Genomic DNA, 21,617 nt, shown 5'->3' with positions numbered 1-21,617 from the left:
AATCAGGCTTTCAAAAACGAATTTTAAGGAGTATCTAATGCGAAGCCATTATTGCGCAGAGCTTAGTGCGGCGGACATCGGCAAAGAAGTCGATCTTTGCGGCTGGGTCAATACGTATAGAGACCACGGCGGAGTTATCTTTATCGATTTAAGAGATAGAACGGGGCTAATCCAGCTGGTTTGCGATCCTGCCGATAGCATAAGCGCTCATGAAATAGCGTCAAAAGTTCGCGACGAGTATGTTTTAAAAATTAAAGGCAAGATAAGAGCGCGTGGCGAAGGACTTGTAAATCCAAGGCTAAAGACCGGCGAGATCGAAGTCGTAGTTAGCGAAGTGATAGTTGAAAACCCAAGCGAACCGCTTCCGTTTATGATCAACGATAATTCGGTAAATGAAGATATCAGGCTTAAATACCGATTTTTGGACTTAAGAAACGAGCGCTTGCAAAATATCTTTAAAATGCGCTCAAAGGCTGCGATTGCCGCTAGAAACGCACTTGACAGGCTTGGCTTTATAGAATTTGAAACACCTATCCTAACTCGCGCCACACCTGAAGGCGCAAGAGACTATCTGGTGCCAAGCCGCGTATATCCGGGGCAATTTTATGCACTTCCGCAAAGCCCTCAGCTATTTAAGCAGCTTTTAATGTGTTCGGGCTTTGATAAGTATTTTCAGATAGCAAAATGCTTTAGAGATGAGGATTTGCGAGCTGATCGCCAGCCTGAATTTACGCAGATTGATATCGAGATGAGCTTTATTAAGCAAGATGATATCTTAAATATGGCCGAAGAAGTTCTAAAAGACATCTTTGCAGCCTGCGGATATGATGTCAAAACGCCGTTTAGACGCATGAGCTACAAAGAAGCTACCGAAACATACGGCTCGGATAAACCTGACCTTAGATACGATCTAGCTATGGTTGACGTGATTGATATATTTGCTCGCTCGACAAATGAAATTTTTAGCTCTATCGCAAAAGATCCTAAGAAAAACCGCATAAAAGCGCTTAAAGTGCCAAACGGAGATAATATTTTTAGCAAACGCGAGATGAATAGGTTTGAAGAATTTGTGCGCAAATTCGGAGCTCAAGGACTAGGATACTTCCAGATGAAAGAGGACGGATTAAAAGGTCCGCTTTGCAAATTCTTTGAAGAAAAAGACCTTCAAGAGATAGTTGATAGATGCGAGTTAAAACTTGGCGATGTCGTATTTTTCGGTGCAGGCAAGAAAAAGATAGTACTTGACTATATGGGAAGATTTAGAATTTTCTTAGCTGAGCAAATGGGAATAATCGATCAAGACAGAATGGAATTTTTATGGGTGCTAGACTTCCCTATGTTTGAGCAAAACGACGACGGAAGCTACTCTGCGATGCACCACCCATTCACATGCCCTAAAAATATAGACGAAGAGGACCTGGAAGATATCCTATCCATAGCTCACGATGTTGTGCTAAACGGCTTTGAACTAGGCGGAGGAAGCGTGAGAATACATAAAAATGACGTTCAGCAAAAGGTATTTAAACTTCTTGGCATAGATGAAGCGGAGCAAAGAGAGAAATTTGGCTTCCTGCTTGACGCGCTTAGCTTTGGAGCGCCGCCGCACGGAGGTATCGCGATAGGATTTGACCGCCTTGTGATGCTAGCTACTAAATCAACCAGTATTCGCGACGTCATCGCATTCCCTAAAACACAGCGCGCGCAATGCCCTATGACAAAAGCGCCAAGCGAAGCAAATTCCGAGCAACTTCGAGAGCTTGGACTTAGACTAAGAGAAAAAACCAACTAAGGAAATTTGATGAAAAAACTATTTTTGATAATCGGAGCACCTGGAAGCGGTAAAACAACGGATGCAAATTTGATCGCAAAAGGCGATGAAAGCTTTACTCACTACTCCACGGGCGATCTGCTTAGAGAAGAAGTTGCAAGCGGAAGCGAGCTGGGCAAACTCATAGACAGCTACATCTCAAAAGGAAATTTAGTCCCTCTGGAAGTAGTTGTAAATGCAATAATAAGCGCCATAAAAAGCTCAAAAACACCAAATGTCGTGCTTGACGGATATCCTAGAAGCGTCGAGCAGATGAGTGAGCTTGATAAAGTTCTCTCTGCACAGGATGAAATCGCGCTAAAAGGCGTTATCGAAGTGGCCGTTAGCGAAGATGTAGCCAGGGAGCGTGTGCTTGGACGTGCAAGAGGCGCCGATGATAACAACGAAGTCTTTAATAACCGCATGAAAGTATATCTTGAGCCAATCGGCGCAATTCGTGAATTTTATTCAAGCAAAAATTTGCTTCACGAGATAAACGGCGAAAGAACGATCGATGAGATCGTACAAGACATGAGAAAACTAATAAATTCACTTCTATAAAACTACTAAAATTTAATTTGCCACGCTTTGCAAATAGCGCGAAATGTGGCAAATTTACTATTTTTTAAGCAGTATTATTCCTTAACTTTTAATTAACAAATTCGCATTACAATTCGCTTCAGTTTATAACAAAATAATACTAGGTTATAAAAACTAAGTTTAGAAGGTTACTCTGATTAGCAGAGTTTAAAAATCAAAAATTTAAAAGGATTAAAAATGTTTAAAAAAATTACAATTTCAGCTCTTTTGGCTAGCTCGCTTCTAGCAAGCGGAGGATTTACGGGTGCTAACGCTAACACGACGCAAAATCAAGGCGGATTTACAGGCAAGGGAAGTGCGACTTTAATGAGCGTAAAAGAGGCTTTAAATTTAAGAGATGACGCCCCTGTCATACTTGAAGGTAAAATAAGATCGCAAATCAGAGCCGAACACTACGAATTTGTAGGTAAAAGCGGCGATGTAGTCGAGATAGAAATAGACAATCACATCTGGAAGGGCGTAACGGTAGATGAAAACACGCCTATAAGAATCACGGGCAAAGTTGATAAAGATCTTACAAAAACAACAATAGATGTAAAATCTGTTGAAATAATAAAATAATCAGCCATACACTCTAAAGCCCTTTTAAAACTCAAATTTTAAAAAGAGGGCTTTAGGGTAAATTTGATTTGTAGCTCACCAAAAGAGCCATGTAACTTATCATAGCTTTACAAGAGTTAATTTAAGACAAAACTTTAAAACCGCCTCATCTCAATTTTATTAAATTTAATCTCAAACCTGCTTTATCAAGTATCGTAAATAAACGTATACCAAAGCCGATATCAAGTGCAGGCTGTCAAATTTAACTTAAATAAAAGCCGCAAATAAGTATAATCACACGCAAATAAACCAAGGAGCAAACATGGATATATCAAAAATCAAAGCGGGTTCAAATCCCGATAAAATCAATGCCGTAATCGAAATCCCATACGGCTCAAACATAAAATATGAAATTTGCAAAGACAGCGGTGCGGTTTTCGTTGATCGCGTGCTGTATTCTGCGATGTTTTACCCTGCAAACTACGGCTTCGTGCCAAATACACTAGCAGAAGACGGCGATCCTGCCGATATATTAGTGCTTAACGAATATCCTTTGCAAGCGGGCAGTGTCATCCCTTGCCGATTAATCGGAGTGCTCGTGATGGAAGATGAGGCGGGAATGGACGAAAAACTTCTTGCGGTTCCTGTTAGCAAAATAGATCCGAGATACGAGAATATAAAAACATACAAAGATCTTTCTGAAGCGACGCTAAATAAGATAAAAAACTTCTTTGAAACCTATAAAATGCTTGAACCGAACAAATGGGTAAAAGTAAAAGAGTTTAAGTGTGCCGATACGGCAAAAGAAATTTTAGATAAAGCCATAAAAAGCTATAAATAATATAAGCCCCTAAATTTGGGGCTTTAAAAGGTAAAATTTGAAACAAATACTACTTATACTAACAGCTTGCGCCTCATTACTGACCGCTTCTCAAGAAAGAGGGGTTATAGATATGCACGGAGGCAAAACTCAAAAATATGGCGGATTTTCAAAGAAATTTGAGGACTCAAACTCTAGCGGATTTGGCAAATTTAAAGAGCAATCCAAAACTTACAAACAAGATAAATATCCGTCAAAATAAGCAAACCAAGCGCTAAATCATTTGCGTTAAAGAAATTTATCATGCCTTTTATATTATCAGGATCGCTTAGATAAATTATATATAAAATCGAAAGCCAAAATATCGTGCGTGCAGCACTCGCCACGCCACCAGGCTCAGTCTGAATCGACGGTCTAAACATATAGATAAAAGCGGTAAAAAACACTATTATAAGAGCAAGGACAAAAAGCTTTTTCATGGATTTATTATAACGAGTTATTTTATAAGACGTGATAAATATAGCTAGTGCTAATTAATTTGAATAGATCGCGTTTAAATTTTAAAAACTACTTAATGCCCTTTTTAAGCTTTCGTATCAAAAATCTAGCCGGATGAAGTGCGTCAAAAAGGCTCTTTTCTATACATAACGGTCGATCAAACATAAGATCGCAGATGAGCTCAGCCGCAAGCACGGCGGTACAGAGTCCGCGCGAGCCGTGAGCGGTATTGATATAGACATTTGGGATATATTTGGCACTTAAATTTTCGCTTTTATTTTTCGTCCAAAGAAGCGCTTTATAACTATTTTTATAAAATTCCTCGTCATAAAGCCTTCCTACAATCGGAAATCTATCTCCGCTATAGCTTCTATAGCCTACTTTTGAGCCTAAAATTTCAGGCTCTTTACCACTCAAAAACTCGTCTATATCGGCTAAATTTTTCTCATCATCGCTGCTTCTGGGCTCGTCTAGCTTTAAATTTCTATCATAGGTTGCGCCGATAACCTGCACGCCGTCAACCTCGGGGCAAACGTAGCCTTTTGCGCTAAAAGGCAAGCTTGTTTTGACAGCCTCTTTGATATGCGTAACCTGCCCGCGAACCGAGCTAAGCTGCATATCAAACTTCGCAAAGAATTCCATACTATCACTACCGATAGCAAGTATCAAAACGTCGCTAATTATGGTTTTTCCGTTTTTAAATTTCGCGGATATTTTACCATCTGGCAAATTTTCATAACCCTCAAACTCGTATCCAAGCAAGACATTAGCACACCTGCTTGCAACCTTACACATCTTGCGAGGTCTAGCCTTAGCACCCTCTTTTATAAATGCACTTGGATACGGCAAGCTGCTTAAATTTATATCAAAAACTCCATTTTGACTATCAAATTCCTGCCACTTTAAAAGACGCTCAAGCAGCTTATCTTCGTGTGCATAGTCTATAACACCGCTAAATTCACACTCGCTTGAACTCATCGTATCTTTATAAAACCTAACGGCCTGCAAAAAAGCGTTCATGTGCATTCTGCCAAGCTCTACTTCAGGCTTTGTGATAAGCGGCATTAAAATTCCAGCATGATTTCCAGAGCCGTTTGTGGCTATCTCTTCTTTCTTTTCAGCCAAAGTAACTTTTACGCCAAGCTCATTTAGCTTATAAGCACTAACGCAGCCTGCCACGCCCGCACCTATGATAAGCGCGGTTTTTGCCTCTTTAGAGTTATTTTGCGTGTCGTATCTACTAAACCATGGATTTTTTACTGCGCCGTTTTCACTCATAAGTCTAGCGCTTATCATCTCGCGCTTTTTGCCAAAGCCTTTTAGCAATGTAACTTCAAAATTATTTTTAGCAAGAGCGTCTTTTACGACCCTTGCGCTTGAATATGTTCGCAATATCGTATCTGTTTTGCTTAGATAACAAATTCCCTTAAAAACCTCATCGCTCCACATACTATCGTTTTTGCTCGGCGCAAATCCGTCCATAAACCAGATATCGGCTCTAAATTCAAGCTCGGGCAAAATTTGATCGATCTTGCCAAAGCAAAGATCAAGTGTGATACGTAAATTTGCAAAATTTAGTCGGTGAAATCCTTGTATAAGCGGCGGGTAGCTTTTTATAAGCTCATTTGAAAGCTCTTTAAAGACACCTAAATTTTGATAAATCCTAACAAGATCTTCCTTGCTAACAGGATTTGCCTCGATACTCACATAATGCAAAAATTTGCTTGAGTCTTTAAATTTGTTTAGTGTTGTTAAAAAATTTAGCCCCGCTCCAAAGCCCGCTTCAGCGATGATAAACCGATCTTGCCTGTCCCAAATTTCATCAATTGCACTTGCAAACACATACTCGCTCTCGCCGGCAGGATTATCGGCGCTAAAGTATATATCTCCAAAATCCTCGCTATAAGCAACTCCGTCTTTAAAAGAAATTTGAGCGGTTTTCATTGCTGATTTGCAAAATAGACATCAACGCCGTTAGCAATTCCTTTAGCGATAGCGTCTTGGTAGTTTGACTTACTTATTAGCTTGCCTTCATCAGGATGTGAGATGTAGCCCACTTCAAGCAAAACAGCGGGCATAAGCGCACCCACTAGAACCCAAAACGGAGCCTCTCTTACTCCACCGTCAACGACCTTTGAATTTATCTTTTTGGTTCTAGTAAGAACCTCTCTTTGGATATCGATGGCAAGCTTGTTTGAGGCTATGATCTTTTCTCTGTTTAAGAAATTTAAAAAAGTCTGTTTAGAGAAAAAATTCATCTCGTCTATGTCCGATTTGTTTTCAAGCGCGGCTACGTTTTTGCTACGCTCGCTTCTTGCAGGCGAGAGGAAAAATGTCTCGATACCTTGCATAACTTCGCCTTTTTGCTTATTTGGAGCGGCATTTGCGTGTATAGAGATGAAAAGATCGGCAAGCTTGTCGTTAGCAAGCTTGGTTCTGCTTCTGAGGTTTATAAATTTATCCTTTGTGCGGGTATAATACACCTTATATCCGCGTTTTTTAAGCTCATCGCCGGTCTTTAAAGCGATATTTAGCACGATATTTTTCTCTTTTAGTTTTCCGTTTATAGCGCCCGGGTCATCGCCTCCGTGTCCTGCGTCAAGCACGATAGTTTTACCGCCGGTTTTTTTAATAGGTATCGCGCCTTTATTTTCTTGAGTAGCATCTTTTAACACTTTGGTATCATCGTTCTTTATCTCTTTATCTTTTGGAATATCTTTTTTTACTACAAAAAAATGTATTGTGCTTTCTTCTATATAATAGTCCAACTTTTGAGGCTTCTTGTTATCAAAAACAACTCTAATAGTATCTTTTTGAAACTGTGCTACCCTCATATTATCCGATAAAGCATTTTTGAAAAAATGTGGCTTCTTGTCCCAGATACCGTAAAAATCATATATATTCTTATAGCCCTCTTTTGAAGTTAAAAGAAGGTGTCGTACATCTTCTTGCTCAATAGGACGGTTAAATTTAATCTGAACGTCATCTTTGTTTTTAACTATCGAAACTATTTTAAATAAATTTTTCTTGATTTTATCTGTTTTTTTAGAAACAATAGTATTTGATATAGTATTAGTTTCTTGTTTTATCTCATTTTTCTTAACTACGTAATCTTCTTGACCGATACTTTTGCCTTTTTCGATTGTAGCAAGTTCTTTTTCATATTGAATACCGTCAATACCCAAAGCTTTTGAGCTTTTAACAAGCCTTTTTAAGGACTCTATTTTAACTTGAATATCGTTGTCGATTATTGACTTGACATAAAGACCTTTCATATCGTGATGAAGCTCAAGCTTAACTTTTTTGCTCGCATTAGTAAATGCGCTGTCAAATTTCTTAAGCCTTGCACTATCGGCATATGAAAAACCGACAATCAAGAGCAATAATAGTAAAATTCTACCTATCTTCGCCATGTAAAAGTTTTGCAAAAAGTCTCTTTACGCTTATTATCTCTGTTAGTTTATATCCGTTAGCACCCGTAAAAAACAGCCCCGTCTCTTTTCGTCCGGAAAATGCGTCAAAAAGCCTATCCGCTATGCAGTAGCCAACCTCTTTTGCCTCTTTTCCTCTTTGGCAAGGAGCTACGCAGTTGCTTATGCAGCTTATCTTTGGCCCGGCCTTTTGATCGACTAAATTTATAAGATTTGTCCTAACTCCTCTAGCAGGATAGCCTACAGGGCTTTTTATAAGCTCGATATCCTCTTTTTTAGCGTTTAGCAAGACTTCCTTAAAGCCTTCGCTGGCATCGCACTCATGCGTTCCTATAAACCTAGTTCCCATCTGAACGCCGTTTGCACCAAGAGCCATAACTCTTTTGATATCGCTATTATCCCAAATTCCGCCGGCTACTATTAACGGGAAATCACCCCACTCTTTAATCTCCTCTTTTACCGGCTTAATCAAATTTTCAAGCTGATATTCAGGATCAAGGCACTGCTCGTAAGTAAAGCCCTGATGCCCGCCGCTTAAAGGACCTTCAAGCACAACGGCATCAGGCAAGCGGTTATATCTCATACTCCAGCGCTTACAGATGATCTTAAGAGCTTTAGCCGAAGATACTATAGGCACAAGCGCTACTTCTTTAAAATTTTGCGTAAATTCCGGCAAATTCGTAGGCAGTCCCGCTCCGCTTATGATGACGTTTATGCCGTGCTCGCAAGCATCCTTTACGATACGAGCATAGTCGTTACTCGCACAAAGCACATTTATACCAAGCGGCAAATTTCCGCAAATTTTTCTTGCGTTATCAATGACAGCCTTAAGTCCCTCGCGAGAATAGAAATTCTCGCTTCCCAAAGGCTTTGAATTAAGCTCTTTTGTGATATGCGTTCTGTTTTCATAATACCCTGTTCCAACCGAACTAATCACTCCAAGTCCGCCTTCTAGGCTAACATTTCCGGCAAGTCTGTCCCAGCTTATACCAAGCCCCATTCCGCCTTGAACTATCGGATACTTTATCTCGTATTTTCCGATTTTGATCGAGCTAAATTCCATTAAATTACCTTTAGTCTTGCAAATTTTCTCTTACCGACTTGCAAAACATACTCGCCCGAGTCAAGTTTCATCTGCTCATCACCTATTTTTATCTGATTTACACTAACGGCATTTGCCGCTATATCACGTCTTGCTTGCGAATTAGTAGAGCTTAGCTTGCAATGAGCAAGAGCTTCTACTATCCAAACAGGCGCTTTTAGGCTAAATTCCTCTATATCGGTTGGAATTTGATTTTGCGAATGCACTCTATCAAATTCAGCCTTAGCCTCATTGGCTTGCTCTTTGCCATGATATCTAGCAGTGATCTCAAGAGCAAGAGCCTCTTTAACCGCTTTTGGATGAGCCTTGCCGTTTGCGACTTCGTCTTTTAAATTATTAATTTCACTTAAGCTTTTTTCACTTAAAAGCTCGTAATATCTCCACATAAGCTCATCGCTCACGCTTAAAATTTTACCGAACATATCGTTTGCATTGTCAGTCACACCGATATAGTTTTTAAGGCTTTTACTCATTTTATTAACCCCGTCAAGACCCTCAAGTAAAGGCATCATGATGACAGCTTGCTCTTTGCCGACATTATAAATTCGCTGCAAAGTTCTTCCCATAAGAAGGTTAAATTTCTGATCCGTTCCGCCCATTTCGATATCGCATTTCATCGCTACGCTATCATATCCTTGAAGCAACGGATATAAAAATTCGCTTATCGATATTGAAGCTCCGCTTTTAAATCTCTTTTCAAAGTCGTCTCTTTCAAGCATTCTAGCTACAGGAAACGTGCTTGTAAGCTCAACTATGCCTGCTGAACCAAGCTCGTTTAGCCATTTTGAGTTAAACATTATCACCGTTTTTTCGGGATCTAAAATTTTAAAAACCTGTTCCTCGTAGGTTTTAGCGTTTTTTGCTACGGTATCCTTATCAAGCTTCTTTCTTGTTTCGCTTTTGCCTGTCGGATCGCCGATTTGCCCCGTAAAGTCGCCTATTAGAAACTGAACGATCGCACCGTGTTTTTGCAAAAGCGCCATCTTTTGAAGCACTACCGTATGACCAAGGTGTAAATCAGGAGCCGTCGGATCAAAGCCGGCTTTAACGTAGAAATTTTCACCCTTTTCGTAGTAGTTTTTAACTAAATTTACAACCTGCTCTTCGCCGATTATCTCCGCAATACCCTTTTTAATCTCTTCTATTATCTTTAAAATTTTCTCTTGCACTGCCTCTTTCCTTAATTTTGATGATAAGCATCATCAAGCGATATAAATTCCATTATCTTATAGCGATCTTTTAATCGCTCTTTTATCTCAGCCATATCTAAATTTTCTCCGATTTCTACGGTTAGATCAAAGAGATCGGCCGTAGCGTCGTGAGTCTCTAAAAGAGTTATTGTAGCTAAATCAACTTGCATTCTAGCAAGATATGTTAAAAATTCAGCCAAAGAGCCTCTGCGATTTTCAAGACTTAAGATGATCTTGTATCTATGCGGAGCATTGCGAGTCCATTTGACAAATATCATTTCGTTTTTATCCTCAACAAGCTTCATCGCTCGCTCGCAAAGCTTATGATGAACTGTTACGTGAGATCCGCTCCTAAAGCCAAGGATATCATCGCCTCTTTTTGGATTGCAACAATAATCAAACTCAACGGTTGCTATTTTGTGATTTGAGTAGATAACTATATGATCAAATTTTTGCTTTCTAACAAGATATTTATCCGTTAGCCTAAGCGCAAATGGCCTATCTTTTCTTATGTATTTTTTAAGTGCATTTACGACATCTTGCAGATACACCGAGTCATAAGCGGCTTTAAAAATTTTCTTAGTTAGCTTTTCGCTCTCTAGCCAAACCAGAATTCTATTTGTAGAAACTCCGAAAATTCCGCTTAAAATTTCAAGCGCTACGAGATTGTTTATGTCTTTTATCTTTTGTTTGCAAAGCGATCTTATAGTGGCTTTTGCCTTGCCTGTCTTTACGCTTCCAAGCCAAGAACAGCGATATTTAGGCTCATCTCCGGTTACTATATTTACTATATCGCCGTTTTTAAGCTCAGTTAAAAGCGGCACTCTCATGCGATTTATGTAAGCTTCTTTTGCGTGAAGCCCTATCTCGGTGTGAATTTCATATGCATAATCAAGCGCCGTAGCGCCACGTGGCAGAGTAAAGATATCTCCCTTTGGCGAATAAACGGCTATATCCTCTACATAAAGGCTATCTTTTGCGTATTCGTATAGCTCTTCGGGATTGTTTTCAGTCTCGTTTTGCATGCCGATATCGCTTAACCAGTCAAGCTTAGGATTTAAAAACCCGCCGTTTTTATACTTCCAGTGTGCGGCAACTCCGTATTCTGCGGTTTTATGCATATCAAATGTGCGAATTTGAACTTCAAATATGCTTTTATTATCAAAAATCGTAGTGTGGATTGTTTGATAGCCGTTTTGTTTAGGAAGCGCTATGTAATCCTTAAATCTTGAAATGAGAGGGTTGAAATTTATGTGCAAACTTCCAAGAGCAAGGTAGCAATCCTTAGGCTGCTTAACTAAAATTCTAGCCGCCAAAAGATCAAGCACCTCTTCTATAGAGATACCCTTTCTTTGCATTTTTAGGTATATGGAGTAGTGATGCTTAACCCGCTTTTGTATCTCAAAACTGCCTTCGGTAAAGCCGTTTTGCAATAAAATTTGACTAAGTTTATCAATAAATGAATTTAGCTTAAGCTGAAGCTGCTGCTTATGCTCGATTATGTAGTCATCTATCTTCTTATACTCTTGCGCAAGCGCATACTTAAAGCTTAAATCTTCAAGCAAATTTTTAATCGAAGAAATTCCAAGCCTGTGCGCGATAGGAGCATAAACCATAAGAGTTTCTTCGGCGATTCTTTTTTGCTTATCAAGCCTTAAGGCATCAAGAGTAAGCATATTATGAAGCCTATCGCAAAGCTTAATCACAAGCACACGCACATCTTCAATCGACACTAAAAGCATCTTGCGAAAAGTCATCGCCGAGGCAGCAAGTCGCTCGTTAGAACCAGAACTTGCAAGCTTATCTTCTCTAATCGCAACAATCTTAGTTAGCCCCTCAACCAGCTTAGCTACCTCTTCGCCAAATTCTTCTTGTAAATTTTCCGTAGAGCATTCGGTATCTTCAACCACATCATGCAAAAGCGCAGAGATGATCATGCTGTCATCCCCACCCATATGAGCAACTATGGAAGCTACTAAAATAGGATGTATCGCGTAAGGTTCTCCGCTCTTTCTAAACTGTCCCGCATGAAAAGTTATACACCAATCAATAGCTTTTTCGACATTTGGAGTAACTTCAAACAAAGAGTATAGTATCTCTTTTGCTTTTGTAACATCTCTGCAATCAGAAATTTTATCAACGAGTTGCTCTAAAAAAAGCCCGCTACTTGTTATCTTCAACTATACCCTCTAAGCCGATTTTTCCTTCGGCTATTTCGCAAAGCGCAATATCTGCAAATTTCATCTTGCTTACATCTCTATCAAGCAGACTTTTAGCTCCCGCAGCAAGCGCTTCAGCACGCTTTGCCACTACCAAAGAAAGCTTATATCTATCGTTTCCTACTGTTTTTAACGCTCTTGCGGCTACTTCTTCTAGTCTCATCATCTCTCCTTAAATTTAGTTTTTAACTACCGAACAAAATGCCGATTCGTCTTCGTTGATAATGCTTAATAAATTTCCGTCCTTAAACATATTGCATACTAAAATCGGTAGCTTGTTATCCTTAGCAAGGGCTATGGCAGTATCATCCATAACTTTTATATTGTCATTCATGGCCACTTCATAGCTAAGCTCTTTTAGTAGTTTGGCATCATCAAATTTCTTCGGATCTTTATCATAAACACCATCTACTTTAGTAGCTTTTATGATCATATCCGCATCAATCTCAATAGCCCTTAGGGTCGCAGCCGTATCGGTCGTAAAGAACGGATTTCCGGTTCCTGCTGCAAATATAACTACGCGTCCTTTTTCAAGATGCCTTTGAGCGCGTCCTACGATAAAGGTCTCGCAAATCGCCTCCATCTTGATAGCGCTTTGAACACGCACGCTTAAGCCTGTTTTCTCAAGCGCCTCTCTCATGGCAATTGAGTTTATCACGGTAGCAAGCATACCCATATGATCGCCGCTTGTGCGCTTTATAATGCCGTCTTTTGCCGCACTTACGCCTCTTATGATATTTCCGCCGCCTATAACTATACCTACCTCAACGCCGTTTTCAACAAGTCCCTTAATCTGATTTGCGATAAATTTCAAAATTCCGTTATCTATCCCAAATCCGCTCTCGCCCGCTAACGCCTCGCCCGAAAATTTAACCAACACTCGCTTTTTACGTTCCATAAATTCTCCTTAAAATTTACGCATTTTAGCAAATTTGTGTTTAAATTTTACTAATTCTAAGCCCCAAACAGCTATTTAAGGCTTATCATCTCAAGCGGATTTATGTGGTAGTTTTTCTGTGTAACTTCAAACGTAAGATCTCTTGCCACGCGTCCTATGACGTATCCTCTAGGAACTTTTGAGCCGACTTTTATCGTAGGAGCTATCTGGCTTAAATGAGCGTATATAGTGTGAATTCCGTTTGCATTTTCTATGATCACCACCTTATCAAGCATCGCCGTATCTTTAGCAAAGACTACCTTGCCGCTTAGCACGCTTTTGACCTTGGCATTTGTCGAATTTGAGCTAAGAACTACCGATTCGTTAAAAATTTTGATGTTATATATAGGGTCTATATAGTTGCCGAATTTTTGCTTTACGGTAAAGCTATCAAGCGGAGCTATGGTCTTTTCGCCGCTATATTTTTTTACTTTACTTGCCTGATAACTTGATCCTATCTGCTTAACGTCGCTGTCATCAGGAGTGGTTTTATTTATCACTATTTGAGTGCTTCCGTCTGATTTTTTATCTTTGGATTTTTTAGCCGCCTCTTTAGCCTTTTTCTCAGCCTCTTTTTTGGCTACTATTTTAAGTTCCTGAAGAGTGTTTCTTATCTCTGTTTGCTCTTTATGAATTATGGAAAGTTGATTTGAATAGTTATTTTTATCTTTTTTTAAACTTGCTAAAGTTTTTGACTGTAAATTTTGCAAAGATGCCAATTCGGTCTGTTTTTCTTTGTGCTCCATTAAGCGAGATTTAATCTCTATTATTTTGTCGTCTTGGTTCTTTATTAGCTCCAGTGTTTTGTCATAGTCTTTAGCTAAATTTTTAAAATCGTCTTTTAAAACAATATCTAGTTTTTGCAAAACTTCATCCGCAATCAAACTCTGCATTTCATCATCATATTCTTTTGAAACAATTAAATCGTAAGCAAAATGATCGGATACTATACGAACTGCATTTTGCTCTATGTATTTTTGGTTTTCAAGTAACTTGCTATTTTGAAGGTGTAATTTACCAAGTTCTTTGTTTGCTTCGCTAGCATTTTTTTCAAGCTCGGCAATCTCTGCTATGACATCTTTTATCTTTTTATTTGTTTCGTCAATAACTCGTTCGCTTTTAAAAATATCTTGTGCTAAGTTATCAAGCTTTTTGTTAAGCTGTACTTCTATCTCTTTAGAGCTCTTTAAAGATAAATTTTGAGACTTAATTTTATCATCAACGGTTGAAGCAAAAATATATAAAAATGCAAAAAACAATGTTGCAAAAAATTTCATACACTATCCCTTTTTGCACGTCTCATAACAATACTAACACAAACTATACTTAAAGATAGGGATACTACAAGCAACTTAACAAAGTCTACAAGTATATCATTTTTAGGCATCAAGATACCTATATCGCTTATTACCAATTTAATTATTTCTAAATCAGGCAATACAAAATAAATGGCAACAACCAAGAAGGTAGCTATAAATGAGTCTATAACCGCCATCTTATAAAGAACTCCCGATTTTAACCAAAAGGAAGCGCCAAAAAGTGTCATGATATCAATCCTCTCTTTGTGCTCATAAAGCCAAATTCTCATCTGCTTAAAGAGCAACATAAGTCCTAAAACAAGTATTAAAATAGAAAAAATTTGAGATACGTACTTTATAAGATTAAGCATCTTATAAACCTTGTCGTGAGTTTTTGAAAAAGTTTCAACCTTGCTCACTCCGTCTATTTTTAAAATTTTATCTCTTATTTCATTCATGTAACTTGTATTTGGAAAATTATTTAGCTTGAGCGAATAAAATTTCGGCAAAGAACTTTGAAGAGCTAAAATATTTTTGGCGGAAATATCCTTTGAAAGCCTATCAAGGACAACTTTTGTGCTTATAGTTTCAAGAGAATCAAAAGTATTAACCATAGCCTTCATCATAGTCGCATCAAGCTCCTTTGAGCTCACGATCATGATACTGTAATCCTTATTCATCAATCCTTCATAATCTTTGATCGTATTTTCAGTAAGAGTTATAAACTGAACGCAAAATAGCAAAACAATAAGCGGAAAAATAACCCCTAAATGATTTTTAACCGATCTCATGCATACTACCATTTTCTATAACAAAATGCCTATAAGGTATACGCAAATTCGCTGGAATTTTGTGGGTTACAACCACAATACAAGTTCCCAAAAATTCTTTTGCCGATCTTAATAAAGACCAGATCACATCGCTTGAGTAATCATCCAAATTCCCCGTAGGCTCGTCACATAAAAGCAAATAAGGATTATGTGCTAAAGCCCTTGCCATGGCTACCCTTTGCTGCTCACCGCCACTTAGCTCAAGAGGATATTTATGAGATTTATGAAGCAAATTTACATGCTTTAGCAGCTTTTGAGCTTGGTTTTTGCAAACGTTTTGCGAAAGTCCTTTTATCATCAAAGGCAGCATGACGTTTTTTTCCACACTCCATTCATTGATAAGGCGGTAATTTTGAAATATAATTCCTATTTTTCTTCTTATATCTGTCAGTTTTCCTCTACTAATACCGCCCATGTCCGCAAGACAAACGCTCAACGAACCGCAATTGGGCTTAATTTCTCCATAAAGCGACCTAATTACGGTTGATTTGCCGCTTCCGCTTTTGCCTGTTATTATTACAAAGTCACTCATAGCTATGTCAAAATTTGCATCTTTTAAAACAAACTCTTTGTCATCATAGCTCAAAGACAGGCCTCTTGCGCTAATTATTTTTTGCATTCGCCAAATACTCCTTTAACGCCAGATGCGCCTTTAAATTTTCCCTTGTAACAAGCGGCTTTTTGATTAGATATTCACACTTTTGATTTCCAACCAAGACATAGCAATGCTCCGGTGAAGCAAAAGCTCCAAACGCCACACGAATTAAAATTTCACCGCTTTCTAGCTCAAATTTCTCCTCTAAATGCAAAAAGCAATCATCCATTTTTATAGTGAAATTTTTAAAATTTGAAGCTATTTTTTGCGTATCGTATCCATGCTCAAATTTTAGTTCATCAAGCATTTCAAGCTCAGGACTATAAGTCTCGCACTCAAAAACAGCGTCATAGATGTCCTTAGACTGCTTTTTCCATCTGTCTTCATATTTACTACTGACGGCTAAATTTCTATTTTTATAAATGCTTAGCTTTGCACTTGTAAGATTTAAAATTTGCTCTATCGTGTAGTCGGTATAAGCTCTTGAATCACTTCTAAGCTCAAATTTACCGCCATTTTTTAGCGTTCTTTCACACTCTTTTATAAATTTTTCAGACACTACCCTTCTGTGAGGTGCATCATCCCAAGGCACGGGAAAATGAAGAAAAATTCTATCTATAAAATTTGATTTTATAAGAGATAAAAGCAATCTCGCATCGGTATTTATAAGCGCTACATTGCTTAAATTTTTAGCTTTAGCAAGCTTTGCAACCTGCTCTAACGAGGGTTTATAAACCTCTATGCCGATTACCAGCGTATCCGCGTTAGTTTCGGCTTGATAGAGCAAGTGTCTGCCGGAGCCAAAGCCGATCTCTATAAAAATTTTGCTAAATTTAGACTCTTTTAAAATTTCTAAAATTTCATTAGTATCAACGATAGCTGATGATTTTTGAGTTAGATGAGTTTTTTTAACAGCCATCGCTTCGGTTAAAATTTCTTTACAATTTAGCTCTTTAAATTTAACCAAAGCGCGTTGCAAAAGCCCTATTTTGGCTGGCTTTGTAAGCTTTTCACCCTTTATCACAAAGCCTTCTTTTTCGCGCTTTTTAATAACTATAAAAAACTCCTCGCCACCGCTTTTAGTGTAGATCAAATTTGAGTTTCTACCCTTTGCTTCCCACTGAAATTTGATATCTTCATCGCCGAAAGGCAAAGGGTTAAATTTTAAGTTTTTGGCTACGAAATTTGGCATTATTCGATACTTACCGATGCCTTTTTGGACTCGTCTGAATTTATGCCGTATTCATCTACGGCGATTACCCTATAAGTGTATTTAAGTCCGTAAGCTACGTTTGTATCGATAAATTCGTTGCCTGTTATATTTGTAAATTTTTGCTCCCCGTTATCGCCGCCCTCTCTTATGACCGTATAGCTTCTTGCCTTTTCGGAACTACTCCACTGAAGCTTCACCGCAGAGCTATCCGCAACGATTGAGGTTACTACCGGAGCTTCCATTGCCGCTAACGTAGATCCCACTACGGCTTCTTCCGGACGCTTTGACTCAAGACCGTCTTTATCTACGATAGTGATCTTATAGTATCTTGTGGCGCCGTTTTCGTTTATTAAATCCTCGTAGCTATTGGTTTTGGTTTTAGCAAGATAGGTGTAAGGCAGAAATTTATTTGAAGCGCTGTAAATTTTATAGTATCCAAAATCATCGCTTGCTACGCTATCCCAAGTTAAGATGATCTTTTTAGGAGTGTTGTTGCTGGCTTGAATGTTTGTCACCGTGCTAGGAAGCGGCTTGGTCGTAGAATCAACTATGGCACTTGGCTTTGAGATGGTTCCCGTGCTTGTTTTTACAAAAACTCGGTACTTATAAGCTCTGCCCGATTTTACGCTATCGTCTATGTATTCGGCATTTAACCTGCCTTTAACCTCTGCGATCTGTCGCCAGTTTTCCTTGCCGATGCCAGCTTTTTCGACTATATAAGAAGCTACGCGAAGATCGGGGTGCGGTCTCCATATAAGCTTAACGCGCTCTGGCAAATTTGTAAGCGCTCTAACGAACGGCACCGAGTCCATAAGAGCTTTAGTGCTTGCGCTTATCATGACACCGGAGTTTGAAATTTGCTTATTTGCGTTATATGTTCTCATTTCGTATGAATATGTCGTTTCAGGAGCCAAATTTGAATCCACGTGGTGGCTTGCGAAGCGGTCTTTGATGTCTGCTACCACTTTCATCTTGCCGTTGTTTTCGTTCGGATTTGAGCGATACAGATAATACCCCGCCACTTCAGGGCTTGGCGTAGGCGTCCATTCAAAGCCGATTTCGGTCATATCGCTTATGGTTTTTAAATTTTGGATAGTCGGCAAGCTTGCATTGACTTGCGTAGGCGTGCTAGGAGATACGCAGCCACTTATCACAACCGCTAAAAGCGTCAAAGAGCCCTTTAAAATCAATTTTTTCATCAATAATCCCTTTCTCAAATTTACTCAGTAAAATTTCTTCAAAATCGCCCCAAATAGAAGCGACAAAACTCATATGCTCACCGCTACTGGGATGCTTGAAATAAAGTCCGTAGGCGTGAAGCATAACTCTTTTGATTTTATCATTTTCGCTCTTAAATCCGTATAAAGTATCGCCTAAAATATGGCGGTTTATGCTTGCAAGATGAACTCTTATCTGATGAGTTCTGCCTGTAAAAAGTTTAGCCGCGATCAAATTTACATTTCCGCTTTCCGCCAAATTCAAAAAGGCGCTTTTAGCCTCTCTTCCGTCTTTAGTAATGGCTTTTTTAAGACGGTTATTTGGATTTCTGCCTATCTTTCTTTCAATTACGCAAGCTTCTTTTAGCGGTAGATCAGTGATAGCAAGATAAATTCTGCCCATTGTTTTATCGCTAAGCTGAGCAGAAAGTGCCGCGTGAGCGCGGTTGTTTTTAGCAACCACTATCGCTCCGCTAGTGCCTTTATCCAGCCTATGAACAATTCCTGCCCTACTCTCTCCGCTTAAGGTAGAGAGCAAAAAGCCCTTTTTGCCAAGCCAATCCACAAGAGTAGCTTCCTTAACGCTTGGTGCTCCGTGCACGACTAAATTTGCAGGTTTATTTAGCACGATAAGATCATTATCTTCATAGATGATCGGCACATCAAAATCAGCTTCAAATTCTAAATTTTCACTCACGGCTTCTTTGAACTCAACTTCGATAACATCATCTAAATTTAGCTTAACCGAGCCTTTTAAAACAGGTTTTAAATTTAGCTTTACACATTCGTTTTTGATTAAATTTGAAATTTGATTTCTTGAAATTTTAAGCTTTAAGGAAAGATAACTGTCGATTCTTTCGTTTATATTAGGCACCTCTACGACGATAGTTTGGTTCAATCCATTACCTTTTTGTGTTATAATTCGGCTAAAAACAAGGCGAAAATTTTGATAAGACTTGATAGGCGAATTTTAACTCATTTTGATTTTGTGCAGCCCATTTTAATACTGCCTATTATAATTTTATCATATATTTTAGTACTCGAAGCAAACAGCGTCTTAGCCAGTAAGCAGATAGTTTATTTTGCGGTTGGCTTTTTGGCTTTTGGATTTTTTTTCTTGCTGCCGATTAAAAAGATCGAATGGATAATTCCGATGTTTTATTGGATTTGTATCATACTTTTAATAAGCGTTGATCTCTTTGGCGTAACTAAGCTTGGCGCAAAACGTTGGCTTGAAATTCCATTTGTCCACTTTACTATCCAGCCTTCAGAGATCATGAAACCGTCATTTTTGCTTATGCTAGCATACCTCATCAAACGTAGACCGCCTGACATCAAAGGATACGGGCTTAAGGATTTTTTGATATTTAGTTTTTACATACTTTTGCCTACATTTTTGATTATGAAAGAGCCTGATCTTGGCACGGCTCTTATACTTCTTATCGTCGGATACGCCGTACTTTTTGTGATCGGGGTTAATAAAAAAATTTGGATTACTATCTTTGTAGCTATCGGAATTTCCGCACCTCTTATCTATGAAAACGTCCTTCACGACTACCAAAAAAAGCGAATAACCGATTTTTTAAGCGAAGAGTCAAGCTATCACGTGCGCCAAAGCATCATCGCCATAGGAAGTGGCGGACTTACGGGCAAACCAAAGGATGAAGCTACCCAGACTCACTTTAAATTTCTGCCGATTTCTACGAGCGATTTTATCTTTGCTTATACGATTGAGCGATTTGGTTTTATAGGCGGTCTTGGCTTGCTTATGCTTTATGGCTTTTTGATAGCTCACTTGCTTAGTCTAAATTACGGTCTTAAAGATGATTATTTCACGCAGGTTATTACGACGGGAATTGGAATTTTGATATTTATCTATGTAAGCGTAAATATCATGATGACTATCGGATTTGCGCCTGTTGTGGGCGTACCGCTACCATTTTATAGTTACGGCGGAAGTAGTTTTGTGACGTTTTTAAGCCTGTTTGGGATTTTACAAAATTTGCTTACATTTAGGTTTGATCCGACATACCGCTTTGTGAAGATCAAATTTTAATTTAAGCCAAATTCATGGCTTAAATTTAGGCTTTCTTTAAAAACTCGGTTTTAAGCACGATGACGCCCATTTTATCGATCTTGCACTCAACTTCTTTATCGTTTCCCGTTAGCTTGATGTTTTTAGCCATTGTTCCGCGCTTCAGAGTTGCGCCCGCACCTTTTACCTTAAGATCTTTAATCAAAGTTACGTTATCTCCTGCGTTTAGTTCTGTTCCGTTTGCATCTTTTGGCATGTTTTCTCCTTGTAAAATTTCAGCCATTATAGCAGGTAATTTCCATAAGCTCAAAAACTTATCTTAAAAAGCTAAAATTTACTACTCCTTAAGACTTCCGTCGGCAAAACTCCGAATTTCTCCTTAAATATCTTGGTAAAATGACCGAAACTACTGTATCCAACTATCTTTGCAGCCTCTTTTACGTTTATATCGTTTTGCTCAAGAAGGCTTTTAGCTATCTTTAGGCGCTCATCCTGTAAGGCTCTATGAATTGTTGTGTTAAAGCAGTGTTTAAACCCGTTTTTAAGCTTAAATTCGTTCGTGGCACAAAGGTTTGCAAGTTCTTTTATGGTAGGTGGATTTTGTATATTTTTAAGCAAAATTTCTCTTGCTTTGTGTATCATCTTTAAATCATCTTCGCTATATCTAAATTTGTCGCTCTCTTCGGTCTTTACCTCTGCAAAACTTTTATAAACCATTTCTAAAATTTTAGACTCTATAAAAATTTCTCTCATCTTTCCGCTATAAATTTTAGAGTTTGCGAGCTCTTTTAGTATCAAATTTTGAGTCAAATTTGTATCTATTATCCTAGCGCAAAATTCATCATCGCTACTTAAAATTTTAAAAATTCCAAGCTCTTGGATGAGCGAATTTTCAATTATTATCGACTGGCTCTTATAGCTTTTGCCCTGATGTTTGCTTGTCGCCATAAAGCTATCGTTTATACTGCCCATACACAGCTGTCCCGGCTTTAAAACAAGGCTATCTTTTGACCAGCTTAAGCTGTTTGCACTCTGCCCCACATTAAAGCATAAAAAGGAGTGCGGGCTCTTCTTTGAGAGATACCTTAAATTTTCGCTATATCTTATATCGTAAGAGCAGTAACCAAGCCCGCTTCCCGTCTCGTAATACTCAAGTTCGCAGTTTAAATTTTCATCTTTAAATGAAATTTCTTTATATTTTTTCTCTTCGCCAAATTCGACTCTACACTCAAATTCATCAAAAAATTTATCAAGCTTTCTGCTTTCACTCATAGTCTCTCCACAA

21 protein-coding genes are annotated in these 21,617 nt (G+C 38.5%); 6 read left to right on the top strand and 15 right to left on the bottom strand.

Annotation, left to right across the window (positions count from 1 at the left end; all coding sequences use genetic code 11):
* The first annotated feature begins 37 nt into the window (after window positions 1-37).
* The 5 genes from aspS to ACHJH3_RS04950 all read left to right on the top strand — a co-directional run bounded on the left by aspS (window position 38) and on the right by ACHJH3_RS04950 (window position 4,029).
* On the top strand, window positions 38-1,789 hold the full coding sequence (gene aspS / locus ACHJH3_RS04970; protein ID WP_407063836.1) for an aspartate--tRNA ligase: 1,752 nt from the start codon (window positions 38-40) through the stop codon (window positions 1,787-1,789).
* A gap of 9 nt (window positions 1,790-1,798) precedes the next feature.
* On the top strand, window positions 1,799-2,368 hold the full coding sequence (locus tag ACHJH3_RS04965) for an adenylate kinase (RefSeq protein WP_407063835.1): 570 nt from the start codon (window positions 1,799-1,801) through the stop codon (window positions 2,366-2,368).
* A gap of 216 nt (window positions 2,369-2,584) precedes the next feature.
* Window positions 2,585-2,968 carry a YgiW/YdeI family stress tolerance OB fold protein gene (locus ACHJH3_RS04960; RefSeq protein WP_169942566.1) on the top strand — a complete coding sequence of 128 codons (384 nt, stop codon included), beginning with the start codon at window positions 2,585-2,587 and terminating at the stop codon, window positions 2,966-2,968.
* Between the two features lie 301 nt (window positions 2,969-3,269).
* Entirely contained in the window at window positions 3,270-3,788 is a 519-nt protein-coding gene (gene ppa, locus ACHJH3_RS04955) for an inorganic diphosphatase (protein ID WP_407063834.1), read from the top strand.
* Between the two features lie 37 nt (window positions 3,789-3,825).
* Window positions 3,826-4,029: a hypothetical protein gene (locus ACHJH3_RS04950; RefSeq protein ID WP_407063833.1), complete on the top strand. Its 204-nt coding sequence runs from the start codon at window positions 3,826-3,828 to the stop codon at window positions 4,027-4,029.
* Window positions 4,030-4,334: 305 nt separating this feature from the next.
* On the opposite strand, the gene mnmC is transcribed toward ACHJH3_RS04950, so the two are convergent.
* The 13 genes from mnmC to ACHJH3_RS04885 form a co-directional block, all read right to left on the bottom strand.
* A complete protein-coding gene (gene mnmC, locus ACHJH3_RS04945; protein ID WP_407063832.1) occupies window positions 4,335-6,209 on the bottom strand; it encodes a bifunctional tRNA (5-methylaminomethyl-2-thiouridine)(34)-methyltransferase MnmD/FAD-dependent 5-carboxymethylaminomethyl-2-thiouridine(34) oxidoreductase MnmC in 1,875 nt (624 codons plus the stop codon).
* Window positions 6,206-7,693, bottom strand: coding sequence for an N-acetylmuramoyl-L-alanine amidase family protein (locus ACHJH3_RS04940; protein WP_407063831.1), 1,488 nt, complete (start codon window positions 7,691-7,693; stop codon window positions 6,206-6,208). The genes mnmC and ACHJH3_RS04940 overlap by 4 nt, the downstream gene beginning before the upstream one ends.
* Complete coding sequence (locus tag ACHJH3_RS04935; RefSeq protein ID WP_169942572.1) at window positions 7,662-8,759, bottom strand: nitronate monooxygenase; 1,098 nt, start codon at window positions 8,757-8,759, stop codon at window positions 7,662-7,664. The genes ACHJH3_RS04940 and ACHJH3_RS04935 overlap by 32 nt, the downstream gene beginning before the upstream one ends.
* Window positions 8,759-9,967 (bottom strand): tyrosine--tRNA ligase, encoded by a 1,209-nt coding sequence (gene tyrS / locus ACHJH3_RS04930; RefSeq protein ID WP_407063830.1) that lies wholly within the window; start codon window positions 9,965-9,967, stop codon window positions 8,759-8,761. The genes ACHJH3_RS04935 and tyrS overlap by 1 nt, the downstream gene beginning before the upstream one ends.
* Before the next feature lie 11 nt (window positions 9,968-9,978).
* The gene (locus ACHJH3_RS04925) at window positions 9,979-12,168 is read right to left on the bottom strand and encodes a RelA/SpoT family protein (protein WP_407063829.1); all 2,190 of its coding nucleotides are present in this window, start codon (window positions 12,166-12,168) and stop codon (window positions 9,979-9,981) included.
* On the bottom strand, window positions 12,152-12,370 hold the full coding sequence (locus tag ACHJH3_RS04920; protein WP_172201885.1) for a DNA-directed RNA polymerase subunit omega: 219 nt from the start codon (window positions 12,368-12,370) through the stop codon (window positions 12,152-12,154). The genes ACHJH3_RS04925 and ACHJH3_RS04920 overlap by 17 nt, the downstream gene beginning before the upstream one ends.
* Window positions 12,371-12,385: 15 nt before the next feature.
* Window positions 12,386-13,105 (bottom strand): UMP kinase, encoded by a 720-nt coding sequence (pyrH, locus tag ACHJH3_RS04915; protein ID WP_169942578.1) that lies wholly within the window; start codon window positions 13,103-13,105, stop codon window positions 12,386-12,388.
* Window positions 13,106-13,176: 71 nt separating this feature from the next.
* A complete protein-coding gene (locus ACHJH3_RS04910; RefSeq protein WP_407063828.1) occupies window positions 13,177-14,421 on the bottom strand; it encodes a murein hydrolase activator EnvC family protein in 1,245 nt (414 codons plus the stop codon).
* Complete coding sequence (locus tag ACHJH3_RS04905; protein ID WP_407063827.1) at window positions 14,418-15,233, bottom strand: FtsX-like permease family protein; 816 nt, start codon at window positions 15,231-15,233, stop codon at window positions 14,418-14,420. The genes ACHJH3_RS04910 and ACHJH3_RS04905 overlap by 4 nt, the downstream gene beginning before the upstream one ends.
* Window positions 15,220-15,891, bottom strand: a complete 672-nt coding sequence (locus tag ACHJH3_RS04900) for a cell division ATP-binding protein FtsE (RefSeq protein WP_407063826.1) — start codon at window positions 15,889-15,891, stop codon at window positions 15,220-15,222. Before ACHJH3_RS04900 ends, ACHJH3_RS04905 begins: the two co-directional genes overlap by 14 nt.
* Complete coding sequence (trmB, locus tag ACHJH3_RS04895; protein ID WP_407063825.1) at window positions 15,875-17,059, bottom strand: tRNA (guanosine(46)-N7)-methyltransferase TrmB; 1,185 nt, start codon at window positions 17,057-17,059, stop codon at window positions 15,875-15,877. The genes ACHJH3_RS04900 and trmB overlap by 17 nt, the downstream gene beginning before the upstream one ends.
* The gene (locus ACHJH3_RS04890) at window positions 17,059-18,279 is read right to left on the bottom strand and encodes a fibronectin type III domain-containing protein (RefSeq protein ID WP_407063824.1); all 1,221 of its coding nucleotides are present in this window, start codon (window positions 18,277-18,279) and stop codon (window positions 17,059-17,061) included. The genes trmB and ACHJH3_RS04890 overlap by 1 nt, the downstream gene beginning before the upstream one ends.
* Complete coding sequence (locus ACHJH3_RS04885) at window positions 18,209-19,183, bottom strand: RluA family pseudouridine synthase (protein ID WP_407063992.1); 975 nt, start codon at window positions 19,181-19,183, stop codon at window positions 18,209-18,211. The genes ACHJH3_RS04890 and ACHJH3_RS04885 overlap by 71 nt, the downstream gene beginning before the upstream one ends.
* Window positions 19,184-19,243: 60 nt before the next feature.
* On the opposite strand from ACHJH3_RS04885, the gene ACHJH3_RS04880 reads away from it, so the two are divergent.
* Window positions 19,244-20,353, top strand: a complete 1,110-nt coding sequence (locus ACHJH3_RS04880) for an FtsW/RodA/SpoVE family cell cycle protein (protein WP_172201892.1) — start codon at window positions 19,244-19,246, stop codon at window positions 20,351-20,353.
* A gap of 25 nt (window positions 20,354-20,378) precedes the next feature.
* Here the strand turns inward: ACHJH3_RS04880 and ACHJH3_RS04875 are convergent, their stop codons facing one another.
* Both ACHJH3_RS04875 and ACHJH3_RS04870 read right to left on the bottom strand, forming a co-directional pair.
* Window positions 20,379-20,588, bottom strand: coding sequence for an alkylphosphonate utilization protein (locus ACHJH3_RS04875; RefSeq protein ID WP_169942593.1), 210 nt, complete (start codon window positions 20,586-20,588; stop codon window positions 20,379-20,381).
* A 71-nt stretch (window positions 20,589-20,659) separates the two neighbouring features.
* Window positions 20,660-21,604, bottom strand: a complete 945-nt coding sequence (locus tag ACHJH3_RS04870) for a helix-turn-helix domain-containing protein (RefSeq protein WP_407063823.1) — start codon at window positions 21,602-21,604, stop codon at window positions 20,660-20,662.
* Window positions 21,605-21,617 lie beyond the last annotated feature (13 nt).

The sequence above is a fragment of the Campylobacter canis genome (assembly GCF_045504005.1).
In the GTDB taxonomy this organism is placed as follows: Bacteria; Campylobacterota; Campylobacteria; order Campylobacterales; family Campylobacteraceae; genus Campylobacter_A; species Campylobacter_A canis.
The sequence above is the reverse complement of the archived record's forward strand: the minus strand, read 5'-3'. Positions and strand labels throughout refer to the sequence as shown.